The sequence below is a fragment of the Paraburkholderia heleia NBRC 101817 genome, from assembly GCF_000739775.1.
GTDB lineage: Bacteria > Pseudomonadota > Gammaproteobacteria > Burkholderiales > Burkholderiaceae > Paraburkholderia > Paraburkholderia heleia.
This window is the reverse complement of sequence record NZ_BBJH01000051.1, coordinates 13,828-40,239: the sequence shown is the minus strand read 5'-3', so window position 1 is coordinate 40,239 and position 26,412 is coordinate 13,828. Positions and strand designations below refer to the sequence as shown.

Below are 26,412 nucleotides of genomic sequence, written 5' to 3'. Positions count from 1 at the left end.
ATCGGCCAAAGGCTGTCACGTGTGATGCCGCACCCGCGGCGTCACACGAGCACCAGGACAGGGACTAAAGACATGCTGAAAGTGACAAAAGCGGTATTCCCGGTAGCGGGCCTCGGCACGCGCTTCCTCCCGGCCACGAAAGCCAGCCCGAAGGAAATGCTGCCCGTGGTCGACAAGCCGCTCATCCAGTACGCGGTCGAAGAAGCCGTGGCTGCGGGCATCACGGAAATGATCTTCGTAACCGGCCGCAGCAAGCGCGCGATCGAGGACCATTTCGACAAGTCGTACGAGATCGAGGCCGAACTCGAAGCGCGCGGCAAAGCCAAGCTGCTCGAACTGGTGCGCAACATCAAACCGAACAACGTCGACTGCTTCTACGTGCGCCAGCCCGAGGCGCTCGGCCTGGGCCACGCCGTGCTGTGCGCGGAAAAGCTCGTGGGCGACAACCCGTTCGCCGTGATCCTCGCGGACGACCTGCTCTACGGCACGCCGCCCGTCATGCAGCAGATGGTCGAGGTGTTCGATCACTACCATAGCTCGGTGCTCGGCGTGGAAGAGATTCCGCCCTCGGAAACGCGCTCGTACGGCATTGTCGACGGCAAGGAGTGGGAAGACTCGATCGTCAAGCTCTCGGGCATCGTCGAGAAGCCGGCGCCGGAAGTCGCGCCGTCGAACCTCGGCGTAGTCGGCCGCTACGTGCTCAAGCCGCGCATTTTCGAGCATCTGAAGTCGATCAAGCCGGGCGCGGGCGGCGAGCTGCAGCTCACCGACGCGATCCAGTCGCTGCTCGCCGACGAGCAGGTGCTCGCCTACAAGTACCACGGCACGCGCTTCGACTGCGGCAGCAAGCTCGGCTACCTCAAGGCGACGGTGGAGTTCGCGCTGCGTCACCCGGAAGTCGGCGCGGATTTCGAAGAATATCTGCGTACGCGCAAGCCGGTGCTGGAAGGCTAAACGCCCCCGGCCAGGACCGGCCCGGCGCAAATGAAAATGGCCCGCATGCGGGCCATTTTTTTCTTCCGATGCGCTTAGCGCCGGCGCATCAGAAACACGAACGTCTCTTCCTGCTTCGAGCTTTCCACGATCTCGTTGCCGGTTTGCCTCGCGAAGGCGGCGAAATCGCGCTGCGAGCCGGGATCGGTCGCGAGGACCTTGAGGATCTGGCCGCTTTCCATGTCGGCGAGCGCCTTCTTGGCGCGCAGGATCGGCAGCGGGCAGTTCAGCCCGCGCGCATCCACTTCCTTGTGAACCTGAATCTGCATCGGGGTTGGATCCTTCGGTGGCGCACCGTCGCGGCGTGAGACGGCGCTGGCAATGGCATCGATTTTACCGCAGCCACGCCCGCCGCCGCTTGCGTCCCGGTCACGCGCCTGCTTGCAGCGTGACCGCCGCCCCCGTGTGCAGCGATTCGCGCAGCGCCTGGCCGATGCGCGTGGCCTCCAGCGCGTCTTCGAGCGTCGCGCCGAGGCTTCCATTCTGCGCGTCACCTGCCTTGCGCCCAGCCACTTCCGCGACGAACGCCTGCGCTTCGATCAGGAACGCCTCTTCGAAACGGTCGAAGAACGTGGGCGTGCAAACGCTGCGCACACCCGTCGAGTCGTAGACATCGACGCGATTCGCGCGCGGAATGCGGCCGATCGCCAGTGCCCCCGCCGTGCCGATCACTTCGCTCGACGTGTCGTTGCCGTGCGCCATCGTGCGCGAGGCGTAAAACATCGCGAGGCGGCCACCCTCGAACTCGCAGATCGCCACGCCGTTGTCCACGTCGCCCGATGCGCGCAGGCCTTCGTGCAGCGCGATCGCCCCCGCGGCATAAACGCGCGTGGCGCTCGGCTTGCCGAGCAGCCAGCGCGCCACGTCGATGTCGTGGACCGTGCAGTCGAGAAAAATGCCGCCCGAAGTCGGCGCGAAGCGCACGAAAAAACCTTCTGGATCATTGAGATCGCAGGTCTGCGAGCGCACCAGAAACGGCCTGCCGATCGAGCCCGCCTGCACTTTTGCGTAGGCATCCTGATAGCCTGGATCGAAGCGGCGCATGAAGCCGATGGTGACCTGCCGGTCGGCATGGCGGCGCGACACGTCCACCACCCGCTCGCACTCGGCCACGTCGAGCGAGAGCGGCTTTTCGCAGAACACGTGCTTGCCCGCTTCGAGCGCCTGGACGATCTGCTGGGCGTGCAATGCCGAAGGCGTGACGAGCCACACCGCGTCGACCGCTTGATCGGCCAGCAGGTCGGCGTACTCGCCGTACAGCCGCGCCGCCGGCAGCGCCTCGCGCGCCCACGCGAGATCCGCTTCGAGCGGACTGCACGCGGCCGCGAGCGTTGCACCCGGCACGCGATACGCGAGGTTCTGCGCATGCCGCCGCCCCAGCCTCCCCAGTCCCGCTACGCCCACACGCAACGGCCGGGCACGATCGATTGCCTGCATCCTTGCTCTCCTCGCCTGATCCGTTTCAGTCACCCAGCGTCACCACCCGGCCCTCGCGCCACGACAGCGAGGCGGCTTCGGCCAGCTCCAGCGCCTTCAGGCCGTCGGCGACCGACGTGCGCACCGGCACGCCTTGCGTCACGGCTTCGTGAAAGTGCGCCATTTCGCGCGCATAGGCCGCGCGATAGCGTTCGAGGAAGAACGCCTCGGGCACGTCCTGCGCGACAGCGGTCTTCGACCACGCCACGACTTCGGTCGGCTTCATGTTGCCCGCCTGCAGCATGCCCTCGCTGCCGAGCACTTCGAAGCGCTGGTCGTAGCCATAGGCCGCACGCCGCGCCGTGTTGATCTGGCAAAGGCGCCCGCGCTTCGTGCGGATCGTCACCGCCGCCGAGTCGATGTCGCCCGCCTCGGCAATCGCCGGATCGGACAGGCAGCTGCCCGTGGCATGCACGCTCGACGCCTCGTCGTCGAGGATCCAGCGGAAGATGTCGAAGTCGTGGATCAGCATGTCCTTGAAGATGCCGCCCGAGTGCCTGATGTACTCCACCGGCGGCGCGCCCGGATCGCGGCTCGTGACGATCAGCATTTCCGGCGTGCCGATCTCGCCTGCGTCGAGGCGGGTCTTCAGCGCGGCGAAGGTCGGATCGTAGCGGCGCTGGAAGCCGATCATGGCCACGACGCCCGCGCGCTGAACGGCTTGCGCGCAGGCACGAGCGCGCTCGATGGTCAGGTCGACGGGCTTTTCGCAGAAGATAGGCTTGCCCGCCGCGGCCGACTTCAGGATCAGTTCGGCGTGCGTATCGGTGCTCGAGCAGATCACCGTGGCGCCGATCGAGGCGTCGCCGAACGCGGCGTCCACGTCCACGACCTGCGCGCCGTGCTGGGCGGCAAGCGCGGCGGCGGCTTCGCGATTGACATCGACTACGTACTTCAGACGCACGCCCGGCTGGCGCGCGAGATTGCCCGCATGAATGCGGCCAATGCGCCCCGCGCCGAATACCGCCACATCCAGCGTTTGCGCTGCGCCGCTTGCTGCACTAGTCATCGTATCCTCCGGTGTCGGTCGATTCTTCCACGTTGAGTTCGAGCCGGTACGCAAGCGCAATGAAGAGCGCCTGGCACAGGCAGAAGGTGCTGGTGAGCGAGCGGAACGCGAACGCGCTCCCCTCCTTCACATAAAGTTGCGCGTTCGCGTGGCGCGCGAGCGGCGAGAGCTGGCTGTCGGTAATGACGAGCGTCCTGGCGTGATGCTGCTGCGCCACGCGCAGGCAGTACTGCGTCTCCTTGCCATAGGGCGCGAAGCTGATGGCGATCACCACGTCGCCCTTCTTCACGCCGCGAATCTGTTCGTGATACATGCCGCCGAGCCCCGAGACGAGGTGCACGCGCTTGCGCGTGTGCTGCAAGGCATAGACGATGTAGCTCGCCACCGGAAACGAGCGGCGCACGCCGATCACGTAGATGTTGTCCGCGTGCTCGAGCATCTTCACGGCTTCGTCGAACTGCGCGCCGTCGAGGCCCGCTTCGAGTTCGTCGAGCCCGCTGCGGCACGCGCCGATGAACTCGCGCGCCACCGCGCCGCCCATGTCCGGGCTCGCCTCGCCTTCCTTGGCGTCGATCAACTGGCGAATGCGCTGCTGATAGCTCGTGGCCGAGGCGCCCTGCCCCGCGTAGGCCTGACGGAACACCGCCTGCAGGTCGGAGAAGCCCGAGAAGCCGAAGCGCTGCGCAAAGCGCACCACCGCCGAAGGATGCACGCCGCAGCTCGCGGCAATATCGCTCGTGCGGTCCATCATCACGCTGGCGCGGTGCTGCTCAATGTAGGTCGCGATGCTTTTCAGCTGACGCGGCAGCGTCTCGTAGTCCTGCGCAATGCGCTGCATCAATTCGTCCACGCCTGCTACGGCGTCGGTTGTGTCATCCGCCATGATCGTTTTCCCCGGCTGCTTGCCGCACTGCCGCAAAGCCTTACCAGGCCTTGATTCCACGGCATGCCGACGGAGCCGATTATAGGCAGTGCGTCACACGAATGGAACAGATTTTCCATTTTTATTTGCAATGAAATTTTCGTTGCAAGTCGCGAGGCGATGTCCTAATCTTGTCGATGAGCGCTGCAGCCGGTGCAGGTAACAAGCGGCATCGCAAAAGCACGGCTGCGGCATTCACCCCAAGAACGAACGACAGACCGAGAAAGGTGGAGACAATGACTCAACGCAAGGGCAAGACCCTGCTCCGAAGGTTGGCCGCGGCGCTCGCGCTGGCAGCGGGGCTGACCGGCGCGAGCGTCCTTAGCGCCCAAACGGCGCAAGCCGCCGATGCGCATTTCGTGCTGATCAGCCACGCGCCCGATTCCGACTCGTGGTGGAACACGATCAAGAACGCCATCAAGCAGGCCGACGAAGACTGGAACGTCGAGACCGACTACCGCAATCCACCCAACGGCGATATCGCCGACATGTCGCGCCTGATCGAACAGGCCGCCGCGCGCAACTACGACGGCGTGATCGTCACCATCGCCGACTACGACGTGCTCAAGAGCTCCATCGGCAAGGTCACGCAAAAGAAAATCCCGCTCGTGACGATCAACTCGGGCACCGAAGAACAGAGCGAGAAGCTCGGCGCGATCATGCACGTGGGTCAACCTGAATATGTGGCGGGCCACGCAGCCGGCGAAAAGGCCAAGGCCGCGGGCGTGAAGTCGTTCCTGTGCGTGAATCACTTCGCGACCAACGCCGTGTCGTTCGAACGCTGCCGCGGTTTTGCCGATGCGCTCGGCGTGGACTACAAGACCTCGACGATCGACTCCGGCCAGGACCCGACGGAAATCCAGTCGAAGGTGAGCGCGTATCTGCGCAACCATCCGAACACGGGCGCGATCCTCACGCTCGGCCCGGTGCCGGCGGCCGCCGCGCTCAAGGCTGTCGACCAGATGGGCCTCGCGGGCAAGATCTACTTCTGCACGTTCGACTTCTCCGATGAGATTGCCAAGGCGATCCGCGCGGGCACGATCCAGTTCGCGATCGACCAGCAGCCGTACCTGCAGGGCTATATCCCCGTGGCCGTGCTCGCGATCGTGAAGAAGGAGCACACCACGGACCCGCAGAAGATCCGCCAGATCCTCGAAGCGAATCCGAAGTTCAAGCAGCGCCTCGAAACCTACGGCCTGCAGCCCTCGTACGGGCCGAAGAATATCCGCTCGGGTCCGGGCTTCATCACCAAGGATAACCTCGACAAGGTCGTGAAGTACGCAGGTCAGTATCGCTAAGCATTTTTCGTCAGTCACGCGCGGCGGCGGCCAGCATCTTCCGATGCCCATCGCCTCTCGCCAGCCCCGCCGCGCGCCATTCACCGGGTTGCTTCTACTGCAAGGCCGTCGCTTGTGGGGAATGCGCTCGGGCATTTGAGCCAACGCAGGTGCGAATGCGCCTCACACGGCCGATCGCCGTGCATAGGATCCGGGTAGGACGCTCAAGCGCCAACTCGGGTCGATACAGGAGACATCATGGGTGTAGCCGGCAAACACTTCCCCTCGCACGCTCCGGAAAGCGGCGCACAAGACGCGCCCACGCCGCAGCCAGGCGCCAGCGACGAACGCGTGCGCCGCGAATCGTGGTTCGGCCATCTGCTCGGCCGCCCCGAATTCGCCGCGATTTCCGGCACCGTGCTGGTCTTTGCTGTCTTCGCGATCGGCGCGGGCGGCTCGGGCATGTTCGATCTCGACGGCGTGATGAACTGGTCGCAGGTCGCCGCTTACCTCGGCATCCTGAGCGTCGGCGCGTGCCTGCTGATGATCGCGGGCGAGTTCGACCTCTCCATCGGCTCGATGATCGGCTTCGCCGGCATGATGGTGGCGATCCCTACGATGTATTTCCACTGGCCCATCGCGCTTTCCATCCTGTTCGCGTTCGTGGGCTGCACCGCGCTCGGCGCGCTCAATGGCTACCTCGTGATGCGCACGCGGCTGCCTTCGTTCATCGTCACGCTCGCGTTTCTGTTCATCCTGCGCGGCCTGACGCTCGCGCTGTCGATCATGTTCGCCGACCGCACGATCGTCTCGGGCGTGGGCGACGTGGCCAAGGCCGACTTCGTGACCAACCTGCTCTTTCACGGCACGGCGTTCAAGGGCCTGTTCGTGGCGCTCACGCATGTCGGCATCGGCAAGATGCTCGATAACGGCCAGCCGCTCGTGCCGGGCGTGCCCAAGGTGATTCTCTGGTGGTTCGCGCTCGTGGCAATCGGCGCATTCGTGCTCGCGAAGACGCGCTATGGCAACTGGATTCTCGCCGTGGGCGGCGACTCCAACGCCGCGAAGAACGTGGGCGTGCCCGTGAAACGCGTGAAGATCTCGCTCTTCATGCTCACCGCGTTCTGCTCGTGCCTGTTCGCCGTGCTGCAAGTGTGCGACATCGGTTCGGCCGCTGCCGACCGCGGTCTTCAGAAGGAGTTCGAAGCGATCATTGCCGCGGTGATCGGCGGCACGCTGCTCACGGGCGGCTATGGCTCCGTGATCGGCGCGGCATTCGGCGCGCTTATCTTCGGCGTCGTGCAGATCGGCATCACTTATACGAATATCGACTCGGACTGGTTCCGCGTGTTCCTCGGCGTGATGCTGCTCATCGCCGTGCTCTTCAATCACTATGTGCGCCGCCGCGTCGCGCAATCGTAAGCCGGAGGCTCAAATGTCCGATATGCAACCCACCGCGAACGGCGACACGATTCTCGCGCTCGAGAACGTCAGCAAGTACTTCGGCAAGGTCATCGCACTGAACGGCGTCACGCTGCGCCTGAAGCGCGGCGAGGTGCACTGCCTGCTCGGCGACAACGGCGCGGGCAAGTCCACGCTCATCAAGACGCTCGCCGGCGTGCACCAGCCGACCTCCGGCCAGTATTTCGTGGACGGCAAGCCCGTGACGTTCGATTCGCCGAAAGACGCGCTCGATCTCGGCATTGCCACCGTTTATCAGGATCTCGCGCTCGTGCCGCTGCTCTCGGTCGCGCGCAACTTTTTCATGGGGCGCGAACCGCAAAAGAAGCTGTTCGGCTTCATCAACGTGATGGACCTCGATGCGAGCGCGGCGATCGCGAAGGAGCGCCTCGCCGGAATGGGCATCAACGTGCGCGACCCGCACCAGGCCATCGGCACGATGTCGGGCGGCGAGAAACAGTGTCTCGCGATCGCCCGCGCCATTCATTTCGGCGCACGCGTGCTGATTCTCGACGAGCCGACCGCCGCGCTCGGCGTGAAGCAGAGCTTCAACGTGCTCAAGCTGATTCACGCTGCGCGCGCCAAGGGCATTTCGGTGATCTTCATCACCCATAACGTGCACCACGCCTACCCCATCGGCGACTCGTTCACGCTGCTCAATCGCGGTCGCTCGCTCGGGACCTACACGAAGGACACGATCAGCAAGAACGAAGTGCTCGACATGATGGCAGGCGGCGCGGAAATGCAGAAGATGATCGCCGAGCTCGACGGCGCGACCATCTGAACGAGCGCACGGCACAGCACACAACAGGAATACACATGGCCCTGACTCATTCAACCCCGCCCCGTTCAACGCCGGGCCGTTTCGCCGCCGGACGCAGCCGCGACATCGTCTGCCTCGGACGCCTGGGCGTCGATCTCTACGCGCAACAGGTGGGCGCGCGGCTCGAGGACGTCTCTACGTTCGCGAAATACCTGGGCGGCTCCTCCGCGAACATCGCCTTCGGCTGCGCGCGTCTTGGCCTGAAGTCGGCCATGCTCACACGCGTGGGCGACGACCACATGGGGCGCTTCCTCGTCGAAACGCTCGCCAGGGAAGGCTGCGACACGAGCCATGTGCGCGTGGACCACGAACGCCTCACGGCGCTCGTGCTGCTGGGCCTGAAAGACCGCGACACGTTCCCGCTCATTTTCTACCGCGAGAACTGCGCCGACATGGCCGTCGATTCGGGCGATTTCGACGAAGCCTTCATCGCTTCCTCGAAAGCACTGCTGATCACCGGTACGCACTTCTCGACCGAACAGGTGAACCGCACGAGCCTCACTGCGCTCGACTACGCGCGCCGCCACAACGTGCGCACCGTGCTCGACATCGACTACCGGCCCGTGCTCTGGGGCCTCACGGGCAAAGCCGACGGCGAGACGCGCTTCGTCGCGAGCGAAGACGTGAGCGCGCATTTGCAGCGCATCCTGCCGCACTTCGATCTCGTGATCGGCACCGAGGAGGAGTTCCGCATCGCGGGCGGCAAGGAGTCGCTCGTCGATGCGCTCAGGCGCGTGCGCGAAGTCACGGGCGCGACGCTGCTCGTCAAGCGCGGGCCGCTCGGCTGCCAGATCGTGGAAGGCGCCGTGCCCGCCTCGATGGACGATCTGCCCATGCAGCGCGGCGTGGAAGTCGAAGTGCTCAACGTGCTCGGCGCGGGCGATGCGTTCGCCTCCGGCTTTCTGTCTGGGTGGCTGCGCGACGCTTCGCTCGAAGACTGCGCGCGCGCGGCCAACGCAAGCGGCGCCCTCGTCGTCTCGCGGCATGGCTGCGCGCCCGCCATGCCGACGCCCGTCGAACTCGATTACTTCCTGCGCGAAGCCGCCGCCGACCCCGCGCGCATGCGCCGTCCCGACCGCGACGCGACGCTCGCGCGCCTGCATCGCGTCACGCCCGCGCGCAAGCGGCACGACGAAGTGCTCGGCTTCGCGTTCGACCATCGCAACCAGTTCTTCGATCTCGCGCAGCAAACCGGCGTGAGCGAAGCACGCATTTCGTATCTGAAGAATCTCTTCGTCGAGGCCGTAGCGCAGACCGAGCACACGCTCGGCTTGCAAGGACGCGTCGGTGTCCTGATCGACGACCGCTACGGCCAGGACGCGCTCAACGCCGCGACCGGACGCGGCTGGTGGATCGGCCGCCCGGTCGAGTTGCCGGGGTCCGTGCCGCTCGTGTTCGATCACGGCCGCTCGATCGGCACGACGCTCGCTTCCTGGCCCATCGACCACACGGTGAAATGCCTCGTGCAGTTCCATCCCGACGAGCCGATCGAACAGCGCCTCGAACAGGAAGCGCAGCTGCGCGCGCTTTACGACGCCACCCAGGCGAGCGGCCACGAACTGCTGCTCGAGGTGATTCCGCCGAAGCTTGACGGCAAGCCGAACGCACCCGATACGGTCTATCGTGCGCTCAAGCGGCTCTACAACATCGGCCTTTATCCGGAGTGGTGGAAGCTCGAACCGATGAGCGCCGCGCAATGGCGCGAGATCGACGCGCTGATCGCCGAGCGCGACCCATATTGCCGCGGCGTCGTGCTGCTCGGGCTCTCCGCGCCGATCGACCAGCTGGTGGAGGGCTTTCGCGCGGCGGCCGCCTCGAACACGTGCCGGGGCTTCACAGTGGGCCGCTCGATCTTCTACGAGCCGAGCCTCGCCTGGCTCTCGGGCGAAATCGGCGACGACGAAGTGATCGCCCGCACGCGCCGCGCCTTCGAAACGCTGATCGGCGCGTGGCGCGCCACGCGCGCCGAAGCGCAAGGCACGCACGACAACCATGAGGAGAAGGCGGCATGAACCAGCGCATTGCTCCAGGCGATTACGCCTCGCAGGATGGCGCGCAGAACGCGACGCCCGGCGCGCACGCAAGCACAGTGCGGCTCACTGCGGCTCAGGCGCTCGTGCGTTATCTCGCTGCGCAGCGCGTGGCGAGCGAGGACGGTTCGGGCCGCACCGAGCCGTTATTCGGCGGCGTGTTCGCGATCTTCGGTCACGGCAACGTGGCAGGCATCGGCGAGGCGCTCTATCAGTATCGGCACGAACTGCCCACGCTGCGCGCGCACAACGAGCAGGCCATGGCGCACAGCGCGATCGCCTATGCCAAGGCGCACTTTCGCCGCCGCATGATGGCGGTGACGACCTCGATTGGCCCGGGCGCGACGAACCTCGTCACGGCGGCCGCGCTTGCACACGTGAACCGCTTGCCGGTGCTGCTGTTGCCCGGCGATATTTTCGTGTCGCGCGAACCCGATCCGGTGCTGCAGCAGATCGAGGATCTGCACGACGGCGGCCTCTCCGCGAACGACTCGCTGCGCCCCGTGTCGCGCTACTTCGACCGCATCGTGCATCCCGCGCAGTTGCTCACCGCGCTGCCGCGCGCGCTGCGCGTGCTCACCGATGCCGCGCTCTGCGGCCCGGTCACGCTCGCGCTGCCGCAGGACGTGCAGGCCATGGCGTGGGACTATCCGGCGAGCTTCTTCACGCCGCGCCTCGTCACTTTTCACACGCCCGCGCCCGTGCAGGCCGAGATCGACGCGGCGCTTGCGCAGTTGCATCGCGCGAGACGCCCGCTCATCGTCGCGGGCGGCGGCGTGCTCTACTCGCGCGCCTCGCAGGCCTTGCAGACGCTTGCCGCCGCGCGCGGCATTCCCGTGGCCGAAACGCAGGCGGGCAAAGGCTCGCTCGCGTGGGACGATCCGCTCAACGTCGGCGCGCTCGGCGTGACGGGCTCGCCCGCCGCCAACGAACTGGCGCGCGACGCCGACTGCGTGCTCGCCGTGGGCACGCGTTTGCAGGACTTCACGACCGGCTCGAACTCGCTCTTTGCGAACGCACATGTGATCGGCGTGAACGCCAACGGCTTCGACGCATTGAAGCACGACGGCTTCGCCGTGCAGGCCGACGCGCGCGAGGCGCTCGCGGCGCTCAACGACGAACTGATCAACTGGCGCGCCGACGCCAACTGGACCGCCCGCGCCCAGCGCCTCGCGGGCGACTGGCGCGCGAGCATCGAGCGCCTCACGCACGCGCCGCAGGAACGCAACCGCCTGCCCTACGACGCCGATGTGATCGGCGCCGTGCAGCGCTCGTCGAGCCGTTCGTATACCGAAGACATCGTCGTGTGCGCGGCCGGCACGCTGCCCGCCGAACTGCACAAGCTCTGGCGAGCGGGCCAGCCCGGCGCCTATCACGTGGAATACGGCTACTCGTGCATGGGCTACGAGATCGCGGGGGGCCTCGGCGCGAAGCTTGCGCGGCCCGATCGCGAGGTCATCGTGATGGTGGGCGACGGCAGCTACCTGATGATGAATAGCGAGATCGCCACCTCGGTCATGCTGGGCGCGAAGCTCATCGTCGTCGTGCTCGACAACCGCGGCTATGGCTGCATTAACCGGCTGCAGCAGGCTTGTGGCGGCGCGCCGTTCAACAACCTGTTCGACGACTGCGCGCAAGGCCCGCTCGGCGCGCCGCGCATCGACTTCGCCTCGCATGCGCGCTCGCTCGGCGCACAGGCCGAGCACGTGGCGAACGTGGCGGAACTCGAAGCGGCGCTGCAGCGCGCGCGCGCTTCTTCGCGCACTTACCTGGTCTGCATCGACACGGACCCCGCGCGCACGACCGAGGAAGGCGGCTGGTGGTGGGAAGTCGCGGTGCCCGAAGTGTCCACGCGCGCTGGCGTGCGCGAGGCGCGCGAGCGCTATGAAGAACAGGTCGCGCAGCGCAGCGGACGTGCGCCGGCGAGCGAAGATACGCCCGCCGGCGACGACGAACCCGGCAACGCATAACGCCGGCGACACAGACATCGAGGAGCGCACATGAGCGCATTTGAAGTACGCATCGGCATCAACCCGCTGTCGTGGATGAACGACGACCTGCCCTCGCTCGGCGGCGAGACGCCGCTGTCCCAGGCGCTGACCGAGGGCCGCGAGATCGGCTATGAGGGCTTCGAGCTAGGCAACAAGTTTCCTCGCGAGCCGCAGGCGCTCAAGACGCTCCTCGCACAATACGATCTTGCGCTCGTCTCCGGCTGGTACTCGGGCATGCTCGCGCGGCGCAGCGTGGCCGAAGAGATCGCCGCGGTCGAGAAACATCTCGAACTGCTCGCGCAGAACGGCGCAACCGTGATGGTCTACGGCGAGGTCGCCGATTCGATCCAGGGCGCGCCGCGACCGCTCTATCAGCGCCCGCGCTTTTTCAGCGACAGGCAATGGGACCAATACGCCGCGCGCGTGGACGCCTTCGCGCGCCATACGCTCTCGCGCGGCGTGCGCCTCGCGTACCACCATCACATGGGCGCCTATGTCGAAACGCCCGCCGACGTCGACAAGCTCATGGCGCGCACGGGCGAGGCGGTGGGCCTGCTGTTCGACGCGGGCCATATGACGTTTGCAGGCGGCGACCCGCTCGTCGAACTCGACAAGCACATTGCCCGCGTGTGCCATGTGCACTGCAAGGACGTGCGTCCCGCCGTCATGAAGCTCGCCCGCAACCGCAACTGGAGCTTTCTCGACGCCGTGCTCGCAGGCGCGTTCACCGTGCCGGGCGACGGCGCCGTCGATTTTCCCGCGCTCATTGCGCGCCTGAAGCGTCACGGCTATCGCGGCTGGCTCGTCGTCGAAGCCGAACAGGATCCTGTGATCGCACCGTCGTACGCCTATGCGCAAAAGGGTTATCGCACGCTGCGCACGCTCGTCGATGCGTCGGACACCCCATCGAAGGAGGCCGCATGACTCTGCTAGTCAAGGCCGCGCGCGAAGGCCAGACCATCGCGCGCGTCACGCCCGACACCGCGGGCTGGCGCTATGTCGGCTTCGCCGCCTATCGGCTCGAGCCGGATGAACTCGTCTACGTCAGCGAGCCCGATCGCGAAAGCTGCATCGTCGTGCTCTCGGGCGCGGTAGACATCGAGGCGGGCGGCGAGCGCTGGTCGAGCCTCGGCTCGCGCGACAGCGTCTTCGAAGACGCCGCGCCGTACGCCCTTTACGTGCCGCCGGGCGTGAAGGCGACCGTGCGCGCCACACGGACGGCCGAAGTGGGCGTGGCGAGCGCGCCCGCCAAGGGCACGCTGCCCGTTCGCCTCATCGAGCCTGCACAGATGAAGCGCTCCACGCGCGGCAAGGGCGCGAATACCCGCTATGTGTGCGATATCCTGCCGCAGGACTCGCCCGCGGAATCGCTGCTCGTGGTCGAAGTGCGCACGCCTTCGGGCCATTCGTCGAGCTACCCGCCGCACAAGCACGACGCCGACCGCTTGCCGGACGAAAGCGCGCTCGAAGAAACCTACTATCACCGGCTCGATCCGCAGCAGGGTTTCGCGTTCCAGCGCGTCTACACCGATGCGCGCGACCTGGACGAAACGATGGCCGTGGAAAATCACGACGTCGTGATGGTGCCGCGCGGCTATCACCCTGTCGTCGTCCCGTATGGCTACGACTCGTACTACCTGAACGTGATGGCGGGCCCCAGGCGCGAGTGGCATTTCCACAACGACCCGGCGCACGAGTGGATCATCGGGCGCGACGCGAAGTGACGTCCCCATAAAAAACGCCGCGTGCACACAACCACGCGGCGTTTTTTCGTTGTTCCGCAACGAGCGGCTAGGGCATCAAGCCAGCCGGAATTTCCCCACCAGCCGCTTGAGCACCTTCGCCTGATCGTCGAGCGATTGCGCGGCGGCAGTCGCCTCTTCCACGAGCGCCGCGTTCTGCTGCGTGCCGGCGTCCATCTGCGTGACCGCGCGGCTGATTTCCTCGATGCCCGAGCGCTGCTCGCGCGAAGCCGCCGAAATTTCGCCGATGATGTCGTTCACGCGCCGCACGGCCTTCACGACTTCGTCCATCGTCGAACCCGCGTCCTGCGCGAGCGTCGAGCCATTGGACACGCGCTCGACGGACGCGCCGATCAACGCCTTGATCTCCTTGGCCGCCGCGGCGCTGCGCTGCGCGAGGCTGCGCACCTCGCCCGCCACCACGGCGAACCCGCGCCCTTCTTCGCCCGCACGCGCGGCTTCCACGGCCGCATTGAGCGCGAGAATGTTGGTCTGGAACGCAATGCCCTCGATCACGCCGATGATGTCGGCGATGCTCTTCGCGCTGTCGTTGATCTCCTGCATCGTCGCGACCACGCGCCCCACCACCGAGCCGCCCTTCTCCGCGATGGCCGAGGCGTTGCCCGCGAGCGTGCTGGCCTGTTCGGCGTTTTCGGCGTTCAGGCGCACCGTGGACGTGAGTTGCTCCATGCTGCTCGCCGTGCGCTCGAGCGCCATGGCCTGTTCCTCGGTACGGCGCGACAGATCGAGATTGCCGGTCGAGATTTCACCCGAGGCCGAGGCGATCGCCTCGGCGCTGGCCGCGATCTCGGCCACCGTGACCGAGAGCCCCTTCTGCATGTCCCGCAGCGCACCCAGCATGCTCGCCGCGTCGCGTGCGTGAAGCGCGACGGGCTGGGCGAGATCGCCAGTGGCAATACGGGCCGCGATGGCCTTGGCGTGCGCGGGCTCGCCGCCCAGTTGCCGGGCGATGCGGCGCACGACCCATTCGCTCACGAAGAACGCGAGCACGAACATGGCCGCAGTCGCCACGGCCATCATCACGAACGACGACTTGAAGATGAACTCGGCCTTCGCGAGGGTCGCCTTCGCGGCCGTGCCGCGCTGCGCGACGAGGTCGTCGACGAGCGTTTCGAGCTTGCCGGTCTCCACGAGCAAGGAGACGTCCTGGGTGCCCACCTGCCAGCTCATCTGCGAGAGATCGAGTGGCTGCTGCTTCACGAGCGTCACGAAATCGCGCAGATGGCCGCTCCACGCCGTGGTCGCATCGGCGAGCTTCTTTTGCAGTGCGAGCGCGTCGCCGCCCTGCTCCTGCGCGTATTGCTGCAGCTGGCCCATGCCGTGCTCCAGCGCGCCAAGATCCTTGTCGATGTCCTGGCCCAGCTCGTCGCGCTCGCGCGCCGTGGTCGCGGTGAGCAGCATCTTCTGCGCGCGGCTCGCGCGCAGCACGTGGCCGCGCGCCTCCTCGGCGGCGCGGCTCGCGACGTAGCCCTGTTCGTAGATCGATTGCGTCGAGCCGTTGAGACGGCTGACTTGCGCAAGCGAGATGGCGCCGATGGCGAGCGTGCCGATCAGCACCAGCGCGAAGGCGAGGCGCAGTGTGACCTTCACGGAAAGCCGCGAGCTGCGCGTTGCCGCACCGGCGCGTCCCGTTTTGCGTGGCTGCGCATGCGCTGCGCTGCCTGCCGGATCCTGCGGCACGAAACCCGCGTGCCTGCCGCCTTGCGATACTGCTTTCATCTTTTCGGTCTCCAGCGTCTCTGCTCGTTGTCCGGCCTAACGCCATCGTTCGTGATTTGCGTTACGCCTCAACTCCGGTCTACGGCACACCGTCGCGCAATCTTTAACCCCGCCGTCAACCCTGCGGCGCGCGGTGCGGCTCGTATTCCGGCCCCGTATTGCGCACCTCGTGGGCGCGCACATCGGCGGTTTATACACGGCCAAAATGAGACGCCAAAAATAACGGACCCATTTTCGGGTTTGGCTCCAGCCTTTGCGACATTGGGCCGCAGGGCAACCGTGTCCCATCGGTGTCCGATTCTCGACAAATCTTGTCCGTACGGTTCGAGCAAGACACATTACACTGCGCTCATAACTCTTATACATGTCCTTTCATGCCGTCGCCGCTGCCCGCCTGGCGTGGTGCCCGCTGAATACTCTCTGCTGCTGCCGAAAACATGGAAACCAGTCTCGACAAGCGCGCCTTGCCCGGCGCCGCCGCGGGTTCGTCCGCGGCCGTTGCCGCCCCCGCTGCGGGCGCGGCGCAACGCACCGTCTATTCGGTGCTGGGTGCGATCAGCTTCTCGCACCTGCTCAACGACATGATCCAGTCGCTGATCCTCGCCATCTACCCGATGCTCAAGGACAACTTCTCGCTGTCGTTCACGCAGATCGGTCTCATCACCCTCACCTACCAGATCACGGCCTCGATGCTGCAGCCGCTCGTGGGCGTGTTCACCGACAAGCGGCCCTTGCCGTACTCGCTGCCCGTCGGCATGGGTTTCACGCTGTGCGGCCTGCTGCTGATGTCGGTTGCGCCGACCTTTGGCGTGCTGCTCGTGGCAGCGGCGCTGGTTGGCTGCGGCTCGTCGGTGTTCCATCCGGAGTCGTCGCGCGTGGCCCGCATGGCATCGGGCGGCCGCCACGGCCTCGCGCAGTCGCTCTTCCAGGTGGGCGGCAATGCGGGCACGTCGCTCGGGCCGCTGCTTGCCGCCGCGATCGTCATTCCGCACGGCCAGCGCAGCATTGCGTGGTTCTCGGTGGCGGCGCTCGTCGGCATGGTCGTGCTCACGCAGATCGGCCGCTGGTACAAGGCCCATCCCGCGATGAAGAAAAAGCGCGCCGAGGTGCCGCTCGTCACGCTCTCGCGCAAGCGCGTGGCGATCGCCATGAGCGTACTCGTGCTGCTCGTGTTCTCGAAGTACTTCTACCTCGCGAGCATCAACAGCTACTTCACGTTCTATCTGATCGACCGCTTCCACCTCTCCGTGCAGGCCGCGCAGATCCATCTGTTCGTGTTCCTCGCCGCCGTTGCCGCGGGTACGATCATCGGCGGTCCGGTAGGCGACCGCATCGGCCGCAAGTATGTAATCTGGGGTTCGATTCTCGGTGTCGCGCCCTTCACGCTGCTGCTGCCCTACGCCAACCTGTTCTGGACCGGCGTGCTGACGGTGATCATCGGCGTGGTGCTGGCCTCGGCGTTCTCGGCCATCCTCGTGTATGCGCAGGAACTGATTCCGGGCAAGGTGGGCATGGTCGCAGGCCTCTTCTTTGGCTTCGCGTTTGGCCTCGGCGGCATCGGCGCGGCGGTGCTCGGCCAGTTGGCGGACGCCACCAGCATCGGCTTCGTCTACAAGGTCTGCTCGTTCCTGCCGCTCATCGGCATCCTCACCGTGATGCTGCCCGAGGTGGAAGGCAGGCGCGCGAAGAAGACCGCGTAGGCGCAGCGGCGCGCGCGTCGCCCGGCAAAACGGCCAGACGCCCCTCGGGGCGCCGGCCGTTGTTCGTTGTGCGCCTGCACACGCTTTGCCTTGCGGCGACTTCGTACTAGGCTTGTGGTTGGCCGCCGCCACCCGCCAGCCAGCCCCTTCGGCCCGGCGAAAGACGGCGCTTTCGAGACGCCCGCGCGCGAGGTCCGCCATGCAACTGTCCACGGTAGAGATCGAAAAGCCCGAAGCCACCAACTTCATCCTCGGTCAGACCCACTTCATCAAATCCGTCGAGGATCTGCACGAGGCGCTCTACGGCACGGTGCCGGGCATCCAGTTCGGCATCGCGTTCTGCGAAGCGTCGGGCAAGCGGCTCGTGCGGCGTTCGGGCACGCAGGACGCGCTCATCGAAATGGCGACGCAGAACGCGTTGCGCATCGCGGCGGGCCATAGCTTCATCATCTTTCTCGGCGACGGCTTCTTCCCCGTCAACGTGCTCAACACGATCAAGGCCGTGCCCGAGGTCTGCCGCATCTTCTGCGCCACCGCGAACCCCACGCAGGTGCTGATCGCGCAAACCGATCAGGGGCGCGGCATCGTCGGCGTGGTGGACGGCATGCCGCCGCTGGGCGTCGAGGCCGAAGACGACGTGCGCTGGCGCAAGGACCTGTTGCGCGCAATCGGCTACAAGGCCTGAGCGCCGATGACGACGCTGTGCGCGGCGATCGAGCGGCAGACGGCGCACGCGCTCGCGTGCGGCGCGCTCCATCCCATCGAGACGGCGCATACCTTCATCGACGATGGCGGCATGCGTTTCTCCGTGCGGGTGGCGGAGAATCTCGCGCGCAAGGAGGCGGCGCGGCTCACGCCGCAGACTTCGATCTCGTCCGTTCCGCAGCCCCCGCGCGACCCGTTCCTGCCTTACGAGCCCGATCTATTCGTCGGCGACCTCTCGCCCACACACGTTGCGCTGCTCAACAAGTTCAATGTGATCGACCGGCATCTGCTGATCGTGACGCGCCGCTACGAGCCCCAGGAAGCGCTGCTCGACGCGGCGGACTTCACCGCGCTCATAGCGGTGCTGCGCGAGATCGACGGACTCGGGTTCTACAACGGCGGCGCGGCCGCGGGCGCGAGCCAGCCGCACAAGCATCTGCAGATGGTGCCGCTGCCGCTCGCAGGCGATGCGCCTCGCGCGGCGCCACTCGAAGCGCTGCTCGGCGGCGCGCAGTCGGTCCACGGCGCGCGTCCCATGGCGATCGTTCCGGGGCTCGCGTTTCGCCATGCGTTCGCGCGCCTCGATCTCGGTCCCGGCCTCGGCCCAGCGGAAGATGCCGCGCATGTCGCACTCGACTGCTATCGCGCGCTGCTGGACGCGGCGGGCGTGCCCGCTATCGACGTGGACGGGCTCGCGCATCAGGGCGCGCCCTACAACCTGCTCGTCACGCGCCGGTGGATGCTGGTGGTGCCCCGCACGACGGAATGTGTCGAAGGGATCTCGGTCAACTCGCTCGGCTTTGCCGGCTCGTTCTTCGTGCGCGATGCAGCGCAACTGCAGACGCTCGCACGGCTCGGGCCGATGACGGCGCTCGAACGCGTAAGCGTGCCGCTGAGGGGCGCCTAGCCGACGACGAGCGGCTCGAGCGCCGCGCGCAGCGCGTCGGGCAACGCGCTCACGGGCCGCCGCGTCGCCCGCTCGACGTAGACGTGCACGAAATGGCCCTGCGCCGCGGGCGCGCCCTCGCCTTCGCGAAAAAGCCCGACCTCGTAGCGCACGCTCGACGAGCCGAGACGCGCGACGCGCAGCCCCGCCTCCACGCGCTCCGGAAACACGAGCGGCGCGAAGTAGTTGCACTGCGTTTCGACGACGAGCCCGATGGTCGTGCCGTGCTCGATGTCGAGCGCGCCCGCGCGAATCAGATACTCGTTCACCACGGTGTCGAAGTAGCTGTAGTAGACGACGTTGTTCACGTGGCCGTAGACATCGTTGTCCATCCAGCGCGTGCCGATTGGCAGGAAATGACGATAGCCGGAGCGGGGGACGGTGACGGGTCGGTTCATCGAAGCGATCCAGGGAAGGCGTGGAGGGAAAGCGTCTGCCGGCGCGCGGCCGTCACTGGCCTGGACGCTCGACGAACTCGAACGGCAGGCCGCGCCGGCGCATCCATTCGCCGAGCGCCTGGCCCGTGCCCGCGCGCCACGGCCGCAGCTTCGCGGGCTCGACGAGGCGGTATTCGAGCAATTCCGGCGACAGCGCGATCGTGCCCGACGCCTTCACGTGATACGCGATGATGAGCTCGTTCTTGCGGATGAACTCGTACACGCCGACCAGTTCGACGCTCTCGGCGCGCAGCGCGGTTTCTTCGTGCACTTCGCGCGCGATGCCCTCCTCGGGGGTCTCGCCGTTTTCGAGAAAGCCGGTGATGAGCGCGAACATGCCTTCGGGCCAGGCGGCGTTACGGGCGAGCAGAATGCGGCCCTCATACTCGATGATCGCCGCCACGACGGGCAGCGGATTGTTCCAGTGCACGTAGCCGCAGGCGTGGTCCGGGCAGGCAAGACGCACGCGGCCGCCTTCGTGGGCGGGATCGGTGCGCTCGGTCAGGCGCGTGGCGCAGCGCGGGCAAAACTGGTAGTCGCTCATGAGGAAAAGGCACGGGTCGATGGCGCTGGAAACCGGCCGCGCGGCCCGGCGGACACGCTCGCGGCCTCGCGCGAAAGCGTCCATTCTAGTGTGCTATCGGAGTCGGCGTGCGACCTCGCGTGTATGCCGGGCCCGCCATACGAGCCCGATTGCGCCGGCCACGAGCGCACCGGCCGCGAGCCAGAGCGAAGGCGAGAACGAACCTGTCGACGCCGTGAGCGGCGCAGCCACGAGCGGCCCCGCGATCTGCCCGACGCCATAGGCGGCCGTCGCATAGCCCATCAGCGCGGCGGCACGCTCGCCGCGCAGTAGACGCGCCTCGCGCATCGCGAAGAGTGTGATCGCCGTGAACGGCAGTCCGATCAACACGCTGCCGAACGAGAAGCCCGCCGCGTTGGGCCAGATGATGCCGAGCGCGATGCCCACGGCCTGCAGCACGTAGGCGAGCGCCAGCATCAGCCGGTTGTCCCAATGTAACGGGAGGCGCGCAGCCAGCAGGGCGCCGGCGATCAGCGCTGCGCCAAACATCGGCCAGAACAGGTCGGGCCAGGCCGAGCCGGGCAGCGCGTGGCGCGCGATCACGGGCAGGAACGTCGCCGTGATGATGTAGCCGAAGCCCGGCACGCCGTAGAGCAGCACGAGCCAGAAGGCGTCGGCGCGCTGCGCGTGCGCGACGCTTGCCGCGGCACGCGTGGCGGAACGCGGCGCGAGCGCGCGCATGTCATCGCCAAACACCGACCAGACGAGCGCGGCGAAGAGCGCGCTGATCAGCCCGAAGCCGATCCAGCCCGCGCGCGCGCCGAGACCGCCGGCCGCGCTCACGAACAGCCCGGTCGCGATGATGCCGATGCCGGGACCGGTGTAGATCACGCCTGCCCACTCGTTCGCGCCGAGCTGCGCAAGCCGCCGCAGGCCCCACTGCGAGGCGAATACGAATGTCCACGCGCTCACCGCGCCCGCCACGAAGCGCACTGCCGCCCAGATCCAGAACTGCTGCGTGAAGCCCATCGCGAGCGTAAGGAGCACGGTGGCCACGAGGCCCGCGCGCACGATCTTCGCGGGCGCCATGCGCAGCGCGGCGCAACTGATCGCGCCAACGAAGTAGCCGGCGTAGTTCAGCGAGGCGAGCCAGCCGCCGTGGCGCAGGTCGAGCGCGCCGCCGTGCAGCATCAGCGGCAGGAGCGGCGTAAAGGCGAAGCGCCCGACGCCCAGCGCGACGGCGAGCGTCACCATGCAGGCCAGCGCCGCGCGGCGTCCGGCATGCGGGCGCGGCTCGCAAACGTGGACGGTACCGGGGACGTAGTCGTTCATGAGATCAGCGGATCAAGTCACTGCCGACCATCGTAGGCGATTCTATCGTTCACGAAAAATGAATTATCATGAATCGATGCATCCCGAGGAGAGAACTATGGACCTCGCCGAACTGGCGATTTTCCGGGCGGTCGTGCGGGAAAACGGCGTGACGCGGGCCGCCGCCAAGCTCAACCGCGTGCAGTCGAACGTGACCACGCGCATCAGGCAGCTCGAAGATCAGCTCGGCACGCCGCTCTTCACGCGCGCGGGCCGCCGCCTGATTCTCACGCCCGCCGGCGAAACGCTGCTGCCCTACGCCGAGCGCCTGCTCGCGCTCGCCGACGAAGCGCGCCATGCGCTCAAGGCCGGGCGCCCGGCGGGACGCCTGCGCCTGGGCACCATGGAGAGCGCTGCAGCAAGCCGTTTGCCCGGCCTGCTCGCGCACTATCACCAGACCTGGCCCGAAGTCACGCTCGAACTGGAAACGGGCACGACCGGCACGCTGATCGAGCGCCTGGGCGAATACGAAATCGATGCCGCGCTGATCGCCACTCCGCTCGACGGTCTCCCGAACGCCGAGGTGTTCGAGTTCGTGCCGGTCTATCGCGAAGACCTCGTGATGCTCACGCCGCGCGGCCATCGGCCGATCCGCCAGCCGGGCGACATCGCACTCTCCACGCTCGTCGCGTTCGAGCGTGGCTGCACGTATCGCGCCTATGTCGAGCGCTGGTACCTCGAGCACGGCATCCGGCCTTCGCGCGTGCTGGAACTGGGGTCGTATCACGCGATCGTCGCATGTGTGGCGGCGGGCGCGGGCGTGGCCGTCGCGCCGCGCTCGGTGCTCGAACTGCAGCGCGGCGCCGACGAGGTCACGACGCATTCGCTCGGCAAGCTCGGCCAGATCGACACGCTGCTCGCCTGGCGGCGGGGCCACTTTTCGCCCGCGCTCGGCGCGTTGAAGGACGCGCTGCTCGAGCACGCGCAGCGCACGGGCAGCGCGGCGTCGCCATGGGCGGGGGAAGCTGCAGCCGCGCCCGCGGGCCTTCCGGCCATATAAGCCGCGCGGGAAACAAAAAAGGGCTGTCCTCGTGGACAGCCCTTCTGCGTCGCAAAGCGGCGTTCACGCCGCGCCGCGCGGATTACAGCTTCGCTTCGACCCAGCCCTTCACGCCGGCGAGCGCCGCCGGGAGGTTGGCCGGCTCGGTGCCGCCTGCCTGCGCCATGTCGGGACGGCCACCGCCCTTGCCGCCGACCTGCTGGGCGACGAAGTTCACCAGTTCGCCGGCCTTGACCTTCTTGCTCGCCTCCGCGGTCACGCCCGCGATCAGGCTGACCTTGCCGCCGTCCACAGCCGCCAGCACGATCGCCGCACTCTTGAGCTTGTCCTTGAGCTTGTCCACGGTCTCGCGCAGCGTCTTCGAATCGGCGCCATCGAGCGTCGCGGCCAGCACGTGCACGCCGTTCACTTCGATGGCCTGCCCCACGAGCTCATCGCCCTGGCTCGATGCGAGCTTCGACTTGAGCGCGCCGAGTTCCTTCTCCAGCGACTTCACCTGGTCCTGCACCTGCGCGATACGCTGCGTCAGTTCCGCAGGTTGCGCCTTGAGCGCCGCTGCGGCCGCGTTCATGCGCGCGTCGAGCTCCTGCACGAAGCGCACGGCGTTGTCGCCCGTGATCGCTTCCACGCGGCGGATGCCCGCTGCCACGCCGCCTTCCATCACGATCTTGAAGAAGCCGATGTCGCCGCTGCGCGTGACGTGCGTGCCGCCGCACAGCTCGCGCGAGAAACCGAGGTCGAGCACGCGCACTTCGTCGCCGTACTTCTCGCCGAACAGCGCCATCGCGCCGCCTTTCACCGCATCGTCGTACGACATCACGCGCACGATGCCGGGCGCGTTCGCGAGCACTTCCGCGTTGACGATCTGCTCCACGCGGCGGATTTCGTCGTCCGTCATCGGCGCGTTGTGCGCGAAGTCGAAGCGGGTCTTGTCCGCGTCGACGAGCGAGCCCTTCTGCTGCACATGCGAACCGAGCACTTCGCGCAGCGCCTTGTGCATCAAGTGCGTAGCCGAGTGGTTGCGTGCCGTGCGGGCGCGGCGGATGGCGTCGATTTCCGCCTTCACGACGTCGCCCACCTTCAGCGTGCCCTGCTCGAGCGTGCCGTGGTGGCCGCTCACATCGGCCTGGACCTTCAGCGTATCGGCCACGGCGAAACGGATGCTCGCATTCGAGATCACGCCCTGGTCGCCCACCTGGCCGCCCGACTCCGCGTAAAACGGCGTGTGGTCGAGCACGACCACGGCGTCCTGGCCCATCTTCACTTCGGTGACCGATGCGCCGTCCACGTAGAGCGCGACGACCTTCGCGTCGTCGAACGCGATTTCCTCGTAGCCGTGGAACGTCGTCTTCGCGCCCGAGTATTCGAGGCCCTGGGTCATCTTGAACTTGCCTGCCGCGCGCGCCTGTTCGCGCTGACGCGCCATCGCTTCGTCGAACGCCGGTTCGTCGACCGTGACGTTGCGTTCGCGGCATACGTCGGCCGTGAGGTCGAGCGGGAAGCCGTACGTGTCGTGCAGCTTGAACGCGAGTTCGCCCGAGAGCGTCTTGTGACCCTTGGCTTCGAGGTCCGCGAGTTCGGCTTCGAGAATCGACATGCCATGCTCGATGGTCTCGAAGAAGCGCTCTTCTTCCTGGCGCAGAACGTCCGTCACGCGCTGCTGCGCTTCGGCGAGTTCCGGGTAGGCAGCGCCCATTTCCGCGACGAGATCCGCGACCAGCTTGTGGAAGAACGCGCTCTTCTGGCCGAGCTTGTAGCCGTGGCGGATCGCGCGGCGCACGATCCGGCGCAGCACGTAGCCGCGGCCTTCGTTGCCGGGAATCACGCCGTCGACGATCAGGAACGAGCACGCGCGGATATGGTCGGCAATGACCTTCAGCGAGTTGTTCGTGAGGTCAGGCGTGTTCGTTTCGCGCGAAGCCGCCTTGATGAGATTCTGGAACAGGTCGATCTCGTAGTTGCTGTGCACGTGCTGCAGCACCGCGGCGAGACGCTCGAGCCCCATGCCCGTGTCGACGCACTGCTTGGGCAGCGGCGTCATGTTGCCCTGGGCGTCGCGGTTGAACTGCATGAACACGAGATTCCAGATCTCGATGAAACGGTCGCCGTCTTCTTCGGGCGAGCCCGGGGGACCGCCCCAGATTTCCGGGCCGTGGTCGTAGAACACTTCCGAGCACGGACCGCAGGGACCGGTGTCGGCCATCTGCCAGAAGTTGTCCGAGGCGTAGCGCGCCCCCTTGTTGTCGCCGATGCGGATGATGCGCTCCACCGGCACGCCGATTTCCTTCGCCCAGATGTCGAAGGCTTCGTCGTCTTCCTTGTAGACGGTGACCGTGAGCTTCTCCGCCGGCAGCGCGTAGACCTGGGTCAGCAGTTCCCAGCAGTAGTGGATCGCGTCGCGCTTGAAATAGTCGCCGAACGAGAAGTTGCCGAGCATCTCGAAGAACGTGTGGTGACGCGCCGTGTAGCCGACGTTCTCGAGGTCGTTGTGCTTGCCGCCCGCGCGCACGCTGCGCTGCGCGGTCGTGGCGCGCGTGTACGGGCGCTTCTCGGTGCCGAGGAACACGTCCTTGAACTGCACCATGCCCGAGTTGGTGAAGAGCAGTGTCGGGTCGTTGCCCGGCACGAGGCTCGACGAGCGCACGATCGTGTGGCCCTTCGATTCGAAGAACTTGAGGAATTTCTCGCGGATGTCGGCGGCTTTCATGGCGTGCGTTGGGTCCTTCCTGGGGCGTACGGTGCTGCAATCTTTGTCGTGGTCGCGCTCGGGGCTCGCTTTGCTCATGCAAACCCCGCTGCTGAATCGAACGATTATACGGGATCGCCGCGCGCTCGCGGCGGCGCGTCCGGCGCGGTTTGCACGGGCGCGACAGGGCGCGCGGCAACGCAACGGCCGAGCGACTTGTTCCGCGGTGCGAAACCCCGTACCGAATATTGACGCAGACCGCGCCTTTTCGCTTACCATGGGCGGCATCGGCCGGCGCGCAACTCGCGCTTGCGGCCCGCTTTGAAACGACATTGGAAGACACAGCATGGGCGCTCTGAGCCATATCCGCGTACTCGACCTCACCCGCGTCCTCGCCGGCCCATGGTGCGCCCAGACGCTCGCCGACTTCGGCGCCGACGTGATCAAGGTGGAGCGCCCCGGCGCCGGCGACGACACGCGCCACTGGGGCCCTCCCTACCTGAAGACGCCCGATGGCGCGGACACCGCCGAGGCCGCCTACTACCTCGCCGCGAACCGCAACAAGCGCTCGGTGACGGTGGATATCGCCACCCCGGAGGGGCAGCGCATCGTGCGCGAGCTGGCTGCGCAAAGCGATGTCGTGCTGGAAAACTACAAGGCAGGCCAGTTGAAGAAATACGGCCTCGACTACGCGTCGCTGCGCGAGGTGAAGCCCGACATCGTCTACTGTTCGGTCACCGGCTTCGGCCAGACCGGGCCCTACGCCTCGCGCGCGGGCTATGACTTCATCGTGCAGGGAATGGGCGGCTTCATGAGCATCACCGGCGAGCGCGACGCGCTGCCCGGCGGCGGTCCGCAAAAGGCCGGCGTCGCGATCGCCGACCTCATGACCGGCATGTATTCGACCATCGCCGTGCTGACGGCGCTCGCGCACCGCGACCGCACGGGCGTGGGCCAGTACATCGACATGGCGCTGCTCGACGTGCAGGTGGCGATGCTCGCGAACATGAATTCGAACTACCTCGCGAGCGGCAATCCGCCCACGCGCTGGGGCAACGCGCATCCCAACATCGTGCCCTATCAGGCGTTCCAGACGAGCGACAGCTGGATCATCCTCGCCGTCGGCAACGACGGGCAGTTTCGCAAGTTCGTCGAAGTGGCGGGCCGGCCCGAGCTTGCCGACGACGAACGCTTCGCGACCAATCCGGCGCGCGTGCGCCATCGCGATACGCTCGTGCCGATCGTCGCCGACCTGATCCGCACTCGCACGAAAGCCGACTGGATCGGCATGCTCGAAGCCGCAGGCGTGCCGTGCGGGCCGATCAACAATCTCGCCGAAGTGTTCGAGAACGAGCAGGTGATCGCGCGCGGGCTGCAGGTGGACGTGCCGCATCCTTCGGGCGGCATGGCGCGGCTCGTAGGCAATCCCATCCGCATGAGCGAAACGCCGCCGCGCGTGGCGAGCCATCCGCCCACGCTCGGCGAGCATACCGAGGCGGTACTGCGCGAAGTGCTCGGCTATGGCGAGGAGCAGGTGGCGGCATTGCGCAGCAAGGGCGTCGTGTAACGCGTGGGCGCCC

22 protein-coding genes are annotated in these 26,412 nt (G+C 66.7%); 13 read left to right on the top strand and 9 right to left on the bottom strand.

All coding sequences use genetic code 11. The annotated features are described in order from the left end of the window. The first annotated feature begins 72 nt into the window (after positions 1 to 72). Entirely contained in the window at positions 73 to 954 is an 882-nt protein-coding gene (gene galU, locus BHE01S_RS31520; RefSeq protein WP_028214641.1) for a UTP--glucose-1-phosphate uridylyltransferase GalU, read from the top strand. 74 nt (positions 955 to 1,028) lie between these two features. Here the strand turns inward: galU and BHE01S_RS31515 are convergent, their stop codons facing one another. The 4 genes from BHE01S_RS31515 to BHE01S_RS31500 form a co-directional block, all read right to left on the bottom strand. After that, the gene (locus BHE01S_RS31515) at positions 1,029 to 1,256 is read right to left on the bottom strand and encodes a sulfurtransferase TusA family protein (protein ID WP_042271069.1); all 228 of its coding nucleotides are present in this window, start codon (positions 1,254 to 1,256) and stop codon (positions 1,029 to 1,031) included. A 106-nt stretch (positions 1,257 to 1,362) separates the two neighbouring features. After that, positions 1,363 to 2,430, bottom strand: coding sequence for a Gfo/Idh/MocA family oxidoreductase (locus BHE01S_RS31510; protein ID WP_042271026.1), 1,068 nt, complete (start codon positions 2,428 to 2,430; stop codon positions 1,363 to 1,365). 25 nt (positions 2,431 to 2,455) lie between these two features. Then, positions 2,456 to 3,478 (bottom strand): inositol 2-dehydrogenase, encoded by a 1,023-nt coding sequence (gene iolG, locus BHE01S_RS31505; RefSeq protein WP_042271024.1) that lies wholly within the window; start codon positions 3,476 to 3,478, stop codon positions 2,456 to 2,458. After that, positions 3,471 to 4,361, bottom strand: coding sequence for a MurR/RpiR family transcriptional regulator (locus BHE01S_RS31500; RefSeq protein WP_042271067.1), 891 nt, complete (start codon positions 4,359 to 4,361; stop codon positions 3,471 to 3,473). The genes iolG and BHE01S_RS31500 overlap by 8 nt, the downstream gene beginning before the upstream one ends. A 275-nt stretch (positions 4,362 to 4,636) precedes the next feature. Here BHE01S_RS31500 and BHE01S_RS31495 point away from each other — a divergent pair, with 275 nt between their 5' ends. The 7 genes from BHE01S_RS31495 (at position 4,637) to iolB (ending at position 13,706) form a co-directional block, all read left to right on the top strand. Beyond that, entirely contained in the window at positions 4,637 to 5,698 is a 1,062-nt protein-coding gene (locus tag BHE01S_RS31495; protein WP_042271065.1) for a sugar ABC transporter substrate-binding protein, read from the top strand. A gap of 237 nt (positions 5,699 to 5,935) precedes the next feature. Next, positions 5,936 to 7,099, top strand: a complete 1,164-nt coding sequence (locus BHE01S_RS31490) for an ABC transporter permease (protein ID WP_042271022.1) — start codon at positions 5,936 to 5,938, stop codon at positions 7,097 to 7,099. A gap of 22 nt (positions 7,100 to 7,121) precedes the next feature. Further along, a complete protein-coding gene (locus BHE01S_RS31485; RefSeq protein ID WP_084069457.1) occupies positions 7,122 to 7,922 on the top strand; it encodes an ATP-binding cassette domain-containing protein in 801 nt (266 codons plus the stop codon). Positions 7,923 to 7,957: 35 nt separating this feature from the next. After that, positions 7,958 to 9,973, top strand: coding sequence for a bifunctional 5-dehydro-2-deoxygluconokinase/5-dehydro-2-deoxyphosphogluconate aldolase (locus BHE01S_RS31480; RefSeq protein WP_042271018.1), 2,016 nt, complete (start codon positions 7,958 to 7,960; stop codon positions 9,971 to 9,973). After that, positions 9,970 to 11,961: a 3D-(3,5/4)-trihydroxycyclohexane-1,2-dione acylhydrolase (decyclizing) gene (gene iolD / locus BHE01S_RS31475; protein ID WP_042271016.1), complete on the top strand. Its 1,992-nt coding sequence runs from the start codon at positions 9,970 to 9,972 to the stop codon at positions 11,959 to 11,961. Before BHE01S_RS31480 ends, iolD begins: the two co-directional genes overlap by 4 nt. Before the next feature lie 30 nt (positions 11,962 to 11,991). Beyond that, on the top strand, positions 11,992 to 12,906 hold the full coding sequence (gene iolE, locus BHE01S_RS31470) for a myo-inosose-2 dehydratase (protein ID WP_042271014.1): 915 nt from the start codon (positions 11,992 to 11,994) through the stop codon (positions 12,904 to 12,906). Further along, on the top strand, positions 12,903 to 13,706 hold the full coding sequence (gene iolB / locus BHE01S_RS31465) for a 5-deoxy-glucuronate isomerase (protein ID WP_042271012.1): 804 nt from the start codon (positions 12,903 to 12,905) through the stop codon (positions 13,704 to 13,706). The genes iolE and iolB overlap by 4 nt, the downstream gene beginning before the upstream one ends. A gap of 75 nt (positions 13,707 to 13,781) precedes the next feature. Here iolB and BHE01S_RS31460 read toward each other — a convergent pair whose 3' ends face one another. Next, entirely contained in the window at positions 13,782 to 15,464 is a 1,683-nt protein-coding gene (locus BHE01S_RS31460) for a methyl-accepting chemotaxis protein (protein ID WP_042271011.1), read from the bottom strand. A gap of 437 nt (positions 15,465 to 15,901) precedes the next feature. On the opposite strand from BHE01S_RS31460, the gene BHE01S_RS31455 reads away from it, so the two are divergent. The 3 genes from BHE01S_RS31455 to BHE01S_RS31445 all read left to right on the top strand — a co-directional run bounded on the left by BHE01S_RS31455 (position 15,902) and on the right by BHE01S_RS31445 (position 18,776). Then, positions 15,902 to 17,164, top strand: coding sequence for an MFS transporter (locus BHE01S_RS31455; RefSeq protein ID WP_042271009.1), 1,263 nt, complete (start codon positions 15,902 to 15,904; stop codon positions 17,162 to 17,164). A 199-nt stretch (positions 17,165 to 17,363) separates the two neighbouring features. After that, on the top strand, positions 17,364 to 17,849 hold the full coding sequence (locus BHE01S_RS31450) for an adenosine-specific kinase (RefSeq protein ID WP_042271007.1): 486 nt from the start codon (positions 17,364 to 17,366) through the stop codon (positions 17,847 to 17,849). 6 nt (positions 17,850 to 17,855) lie between these two features. Next, positions 17,856 to 18,776, top strand: a complete 921-nt coding sequence (locus tag BHE01S_RS31445) for an ATP adenylyltransferase family protein (RefSeq protein WP_042271005.1) — start codon at positions 17,856 to 17,858, stop codon at positions 18,774 to 18,776. On the opposite strand, the gene BHE01S_RS31440 is transcribed toward BHE01S_RS31445, so the two are convergent. From BHE01S_RS31440 to BHE01S_RS31430, 3 genes are all read right to left on the bottom strand, one after another. After that, entirely contained in the window at positions 18,773 to 19,213 is a 441-nt protein-coding gene (locus tag BHE01S_RS31440; protein ID WP_042271003.1) for an acyl-CoA thioesterase, read from the bottom strand. The two genes, BHE01S_RS31445 and BHE01S_RS31440, sit on opposite strands and share 4 nt — an antisense overlap. Before the next feature lie 52 nt (positions 19,214 to 19,265). After that, positions 19,266 to 19,796, bottom strand: coding sequence for an NUDIX domain-containing protein (locus BHE01S_RS31435; RefSeq protein ID WP_042271001.1), 531 nt, complete (start codon positions 19,794 to 19,796; stop codon positions 19,266 to 19,268). A gap of 93 nt (positions 19,797 to 19,889) precedes the next feature. After that, entirely contained in the window at positions 19,890 to 21,107 is a 1,218-nt protein-coding gene (locus BHE01S_RS31430; RefSeq protein ID WP_042270999.1) for a YbfB/YjiJ family MFS transporter, read from the bottom strand. 97 nt (positions 21,108 to 21,204) lie between these two features. Here BHE01S_RS31430 and BHE01S_RS31425 point away from each other — a divergent pair, with 97 nt between their 5' ends. Next, entirely contained in the window at positions 21,205 to 22,146 is a 942-nt protein-coding gene (locus BHE01S_RS31425; protein WP_042270997.1) for a LysR substrate-binding domain-containing protein, read from the top strand. Positions 22,147 to 22,228: 82 nt separating this feature from the next. Here the strand turns inward: BHE01S_RS31425 and alaS are convergent, their stop codons facing one another. Next, entirely contained in the window at positions 22,229 to 24,853 is a 2,625-nt protein-coding gene (gene alaS / locus BHE01S_RS31420) for an alanine--tRNA ligase (RefSeq protein ID WP_042270995.1), read from the bottom strand. A 325-nt stretch (positions 24,854 to 25,178) separates the two neighbouring features. Here alaS and BHE01S_RS31415 point away from each other — a divergent pair, with 325 nt between their 5' ends. Continuing rightward, positions 25,179 to 26,399 carry a CaiB/BaiF CoA transferase family protein gene (locus BHE01S_RS31415; RefSeq protein ID WP_042270993.1) on the top strand — a complete coding sequence of 407 codons (1,221 nt, stop codon included), beginning with the start codon at positions 25,179 to 25,181 and terminating at the stop codon, positions 26,397 to 26,399. Positions 26,400 to 26,412 lie beyond the last annotated feature (13 nt).

Bases quoted from the DNA above. Each gene is read 5' to 3' on its own strand.
- iolD (WP_042271016.1), top strand. From the start codon at position 9,970: ATGAACCAGCGCATTGCTCCAGGCGATTACGCCTCGCAGGATGGCGCG.
- BHE01S_RS31425 (WP_042270997.1), top strand. From the start codon at position 21,205: ATGGACCTCGCCGAACTGGCGATTTTCCGGGCGGTCGTGCGGGAAAAC.
- BHE01S_RS31485 (WP_084069457.1), top strand. From the start codon at position 7,122: ATGCAACCCACCGCGAACGGCGACACGATTCTCGCGCTCGAGAACGTC.
- galU (WP_028214641.1), top strand. From the start codon at position 73: ATGCTGAAAGTGACAAAAGCGGTATTCCCGGTAGCGGGCCTCGGCACG.
- BHE01S_RS31455 (WP_042271009.1), top strand. From the start codon at position 15,902: ATGGAAACCAGTCTCGACAAGCGCGCCTTGCCCGGCGCCGCCGCGGGT.
- BHE01S_RS31430 (WP_042270999.1), bottom strand. From the start codon at position 21,107: ATGAACGACTACGTCCCCGGTACCGTCCACGTTTGCGAGCCGCGCCCG.
- iolE (WP_042271014.1), top strand. From the start codon at position 11,992: ATGAGCGCATTTGAAGTACGCATCGGCATCAACCCGCTGTCGTGGATG.
- BHE01S_RS31500 (WP_042271067.1), bottom strand. From the start codon at position 4,361: ATGGCGGATGACACAACCGACGCCGTAGCAGGCGTGGACGAATTGATG.
- BHE01S_RS31445 (WP_042271005.1), top strand. From the start codon at position 17,856: ATGACGACGCTGTGCGCGGCGATCGAGCGGCAGACGGCGCACGCGCTC.
- BHE01S_RS31450 (WP_042271007.1), top strand. From the start codon at position 17,364: ATGCAACTGTCCACGGTAGAGATCGAAAAGCCCGAAGCCACCAACTTC.
- BHE01S_RS31415 (WP_042270993.1), top strand. From the start codon at position 25,179: ATGGGCGCTCTGAGCCATATCCGCGTACTCGACCTCACCCGCGTCCTC.
- alaS (WP_042270995.1), bottom strand. From the start codon at position 24,853: ATGAAAGCCGCCGACATCCGCGAGAAATTCCTCAAGTTCTTCGAATCG.
- BHE01S_RS31510 (WP_042271026.1), bottom strand. From the start codon at position 2,430: ATGCAGGCAATCGATCGTGCCCGGCCGTTGCGTGTGGGCGTAGCGGGA.
- BHE01S_RS31480 (WP_042271018.1), top strand. From the start codon at position 7,958: ATGGCCCTGACTCATTCAACCCCGCCCCGTTCAACGCCGGGCCGTTTC.
- BHE01S_RS31435 (WP_042271001.1), bottom strand. From the start codon at position 19,796: ATGAGCGACTACCAGTTTTGCCCGCGCTGCGCCACGCGCCTGACCGAG.
- BHE01S_RS31495 (WP_042271065.1), top strand. From the start codon at position 4,637: ATGACTCAACGCAAGGGCAAGACCCTGCTCCGAAGGTTGGCCGCGGCG.
- iolB (WP_042271012.1), top strand. From the start codon at position 12,903: ATGACTCTGCTAGTCAAGGCCGCGCGCGAAGGCCAGACCATCGCGCGC.
- BHE01S_RS31490 (WP_042271022.1), top strand. From the start codon at position 5,936: ATGGGTGTAGCCGGCAAACACTTCCCCTCGCACGCTCCGGAAAGCGGC.
- iolG (WP_042271024.1), bottom strand. From the start codon at position 3,478: ATGACTAGTGCAGCAAGCGGCGCAGCGCAAACGCTGGATGTGGCGGTA.
- BHE01S_RS31440 (WP_042271003.1), bottom strand. From the start codon at position 19,213: ATGAACCGACCCGTCACCGTCCCCCGCTCCGGCTATCGTCATTTCCTG.
- BHE01S_RS31460 (WP_042271011.1), bottom strand. From the start codon at position 15,464: ATGAAAGCAGTATCGCAAGGCGGCAGGCACGCGGGTTTCGTGCCGCAG.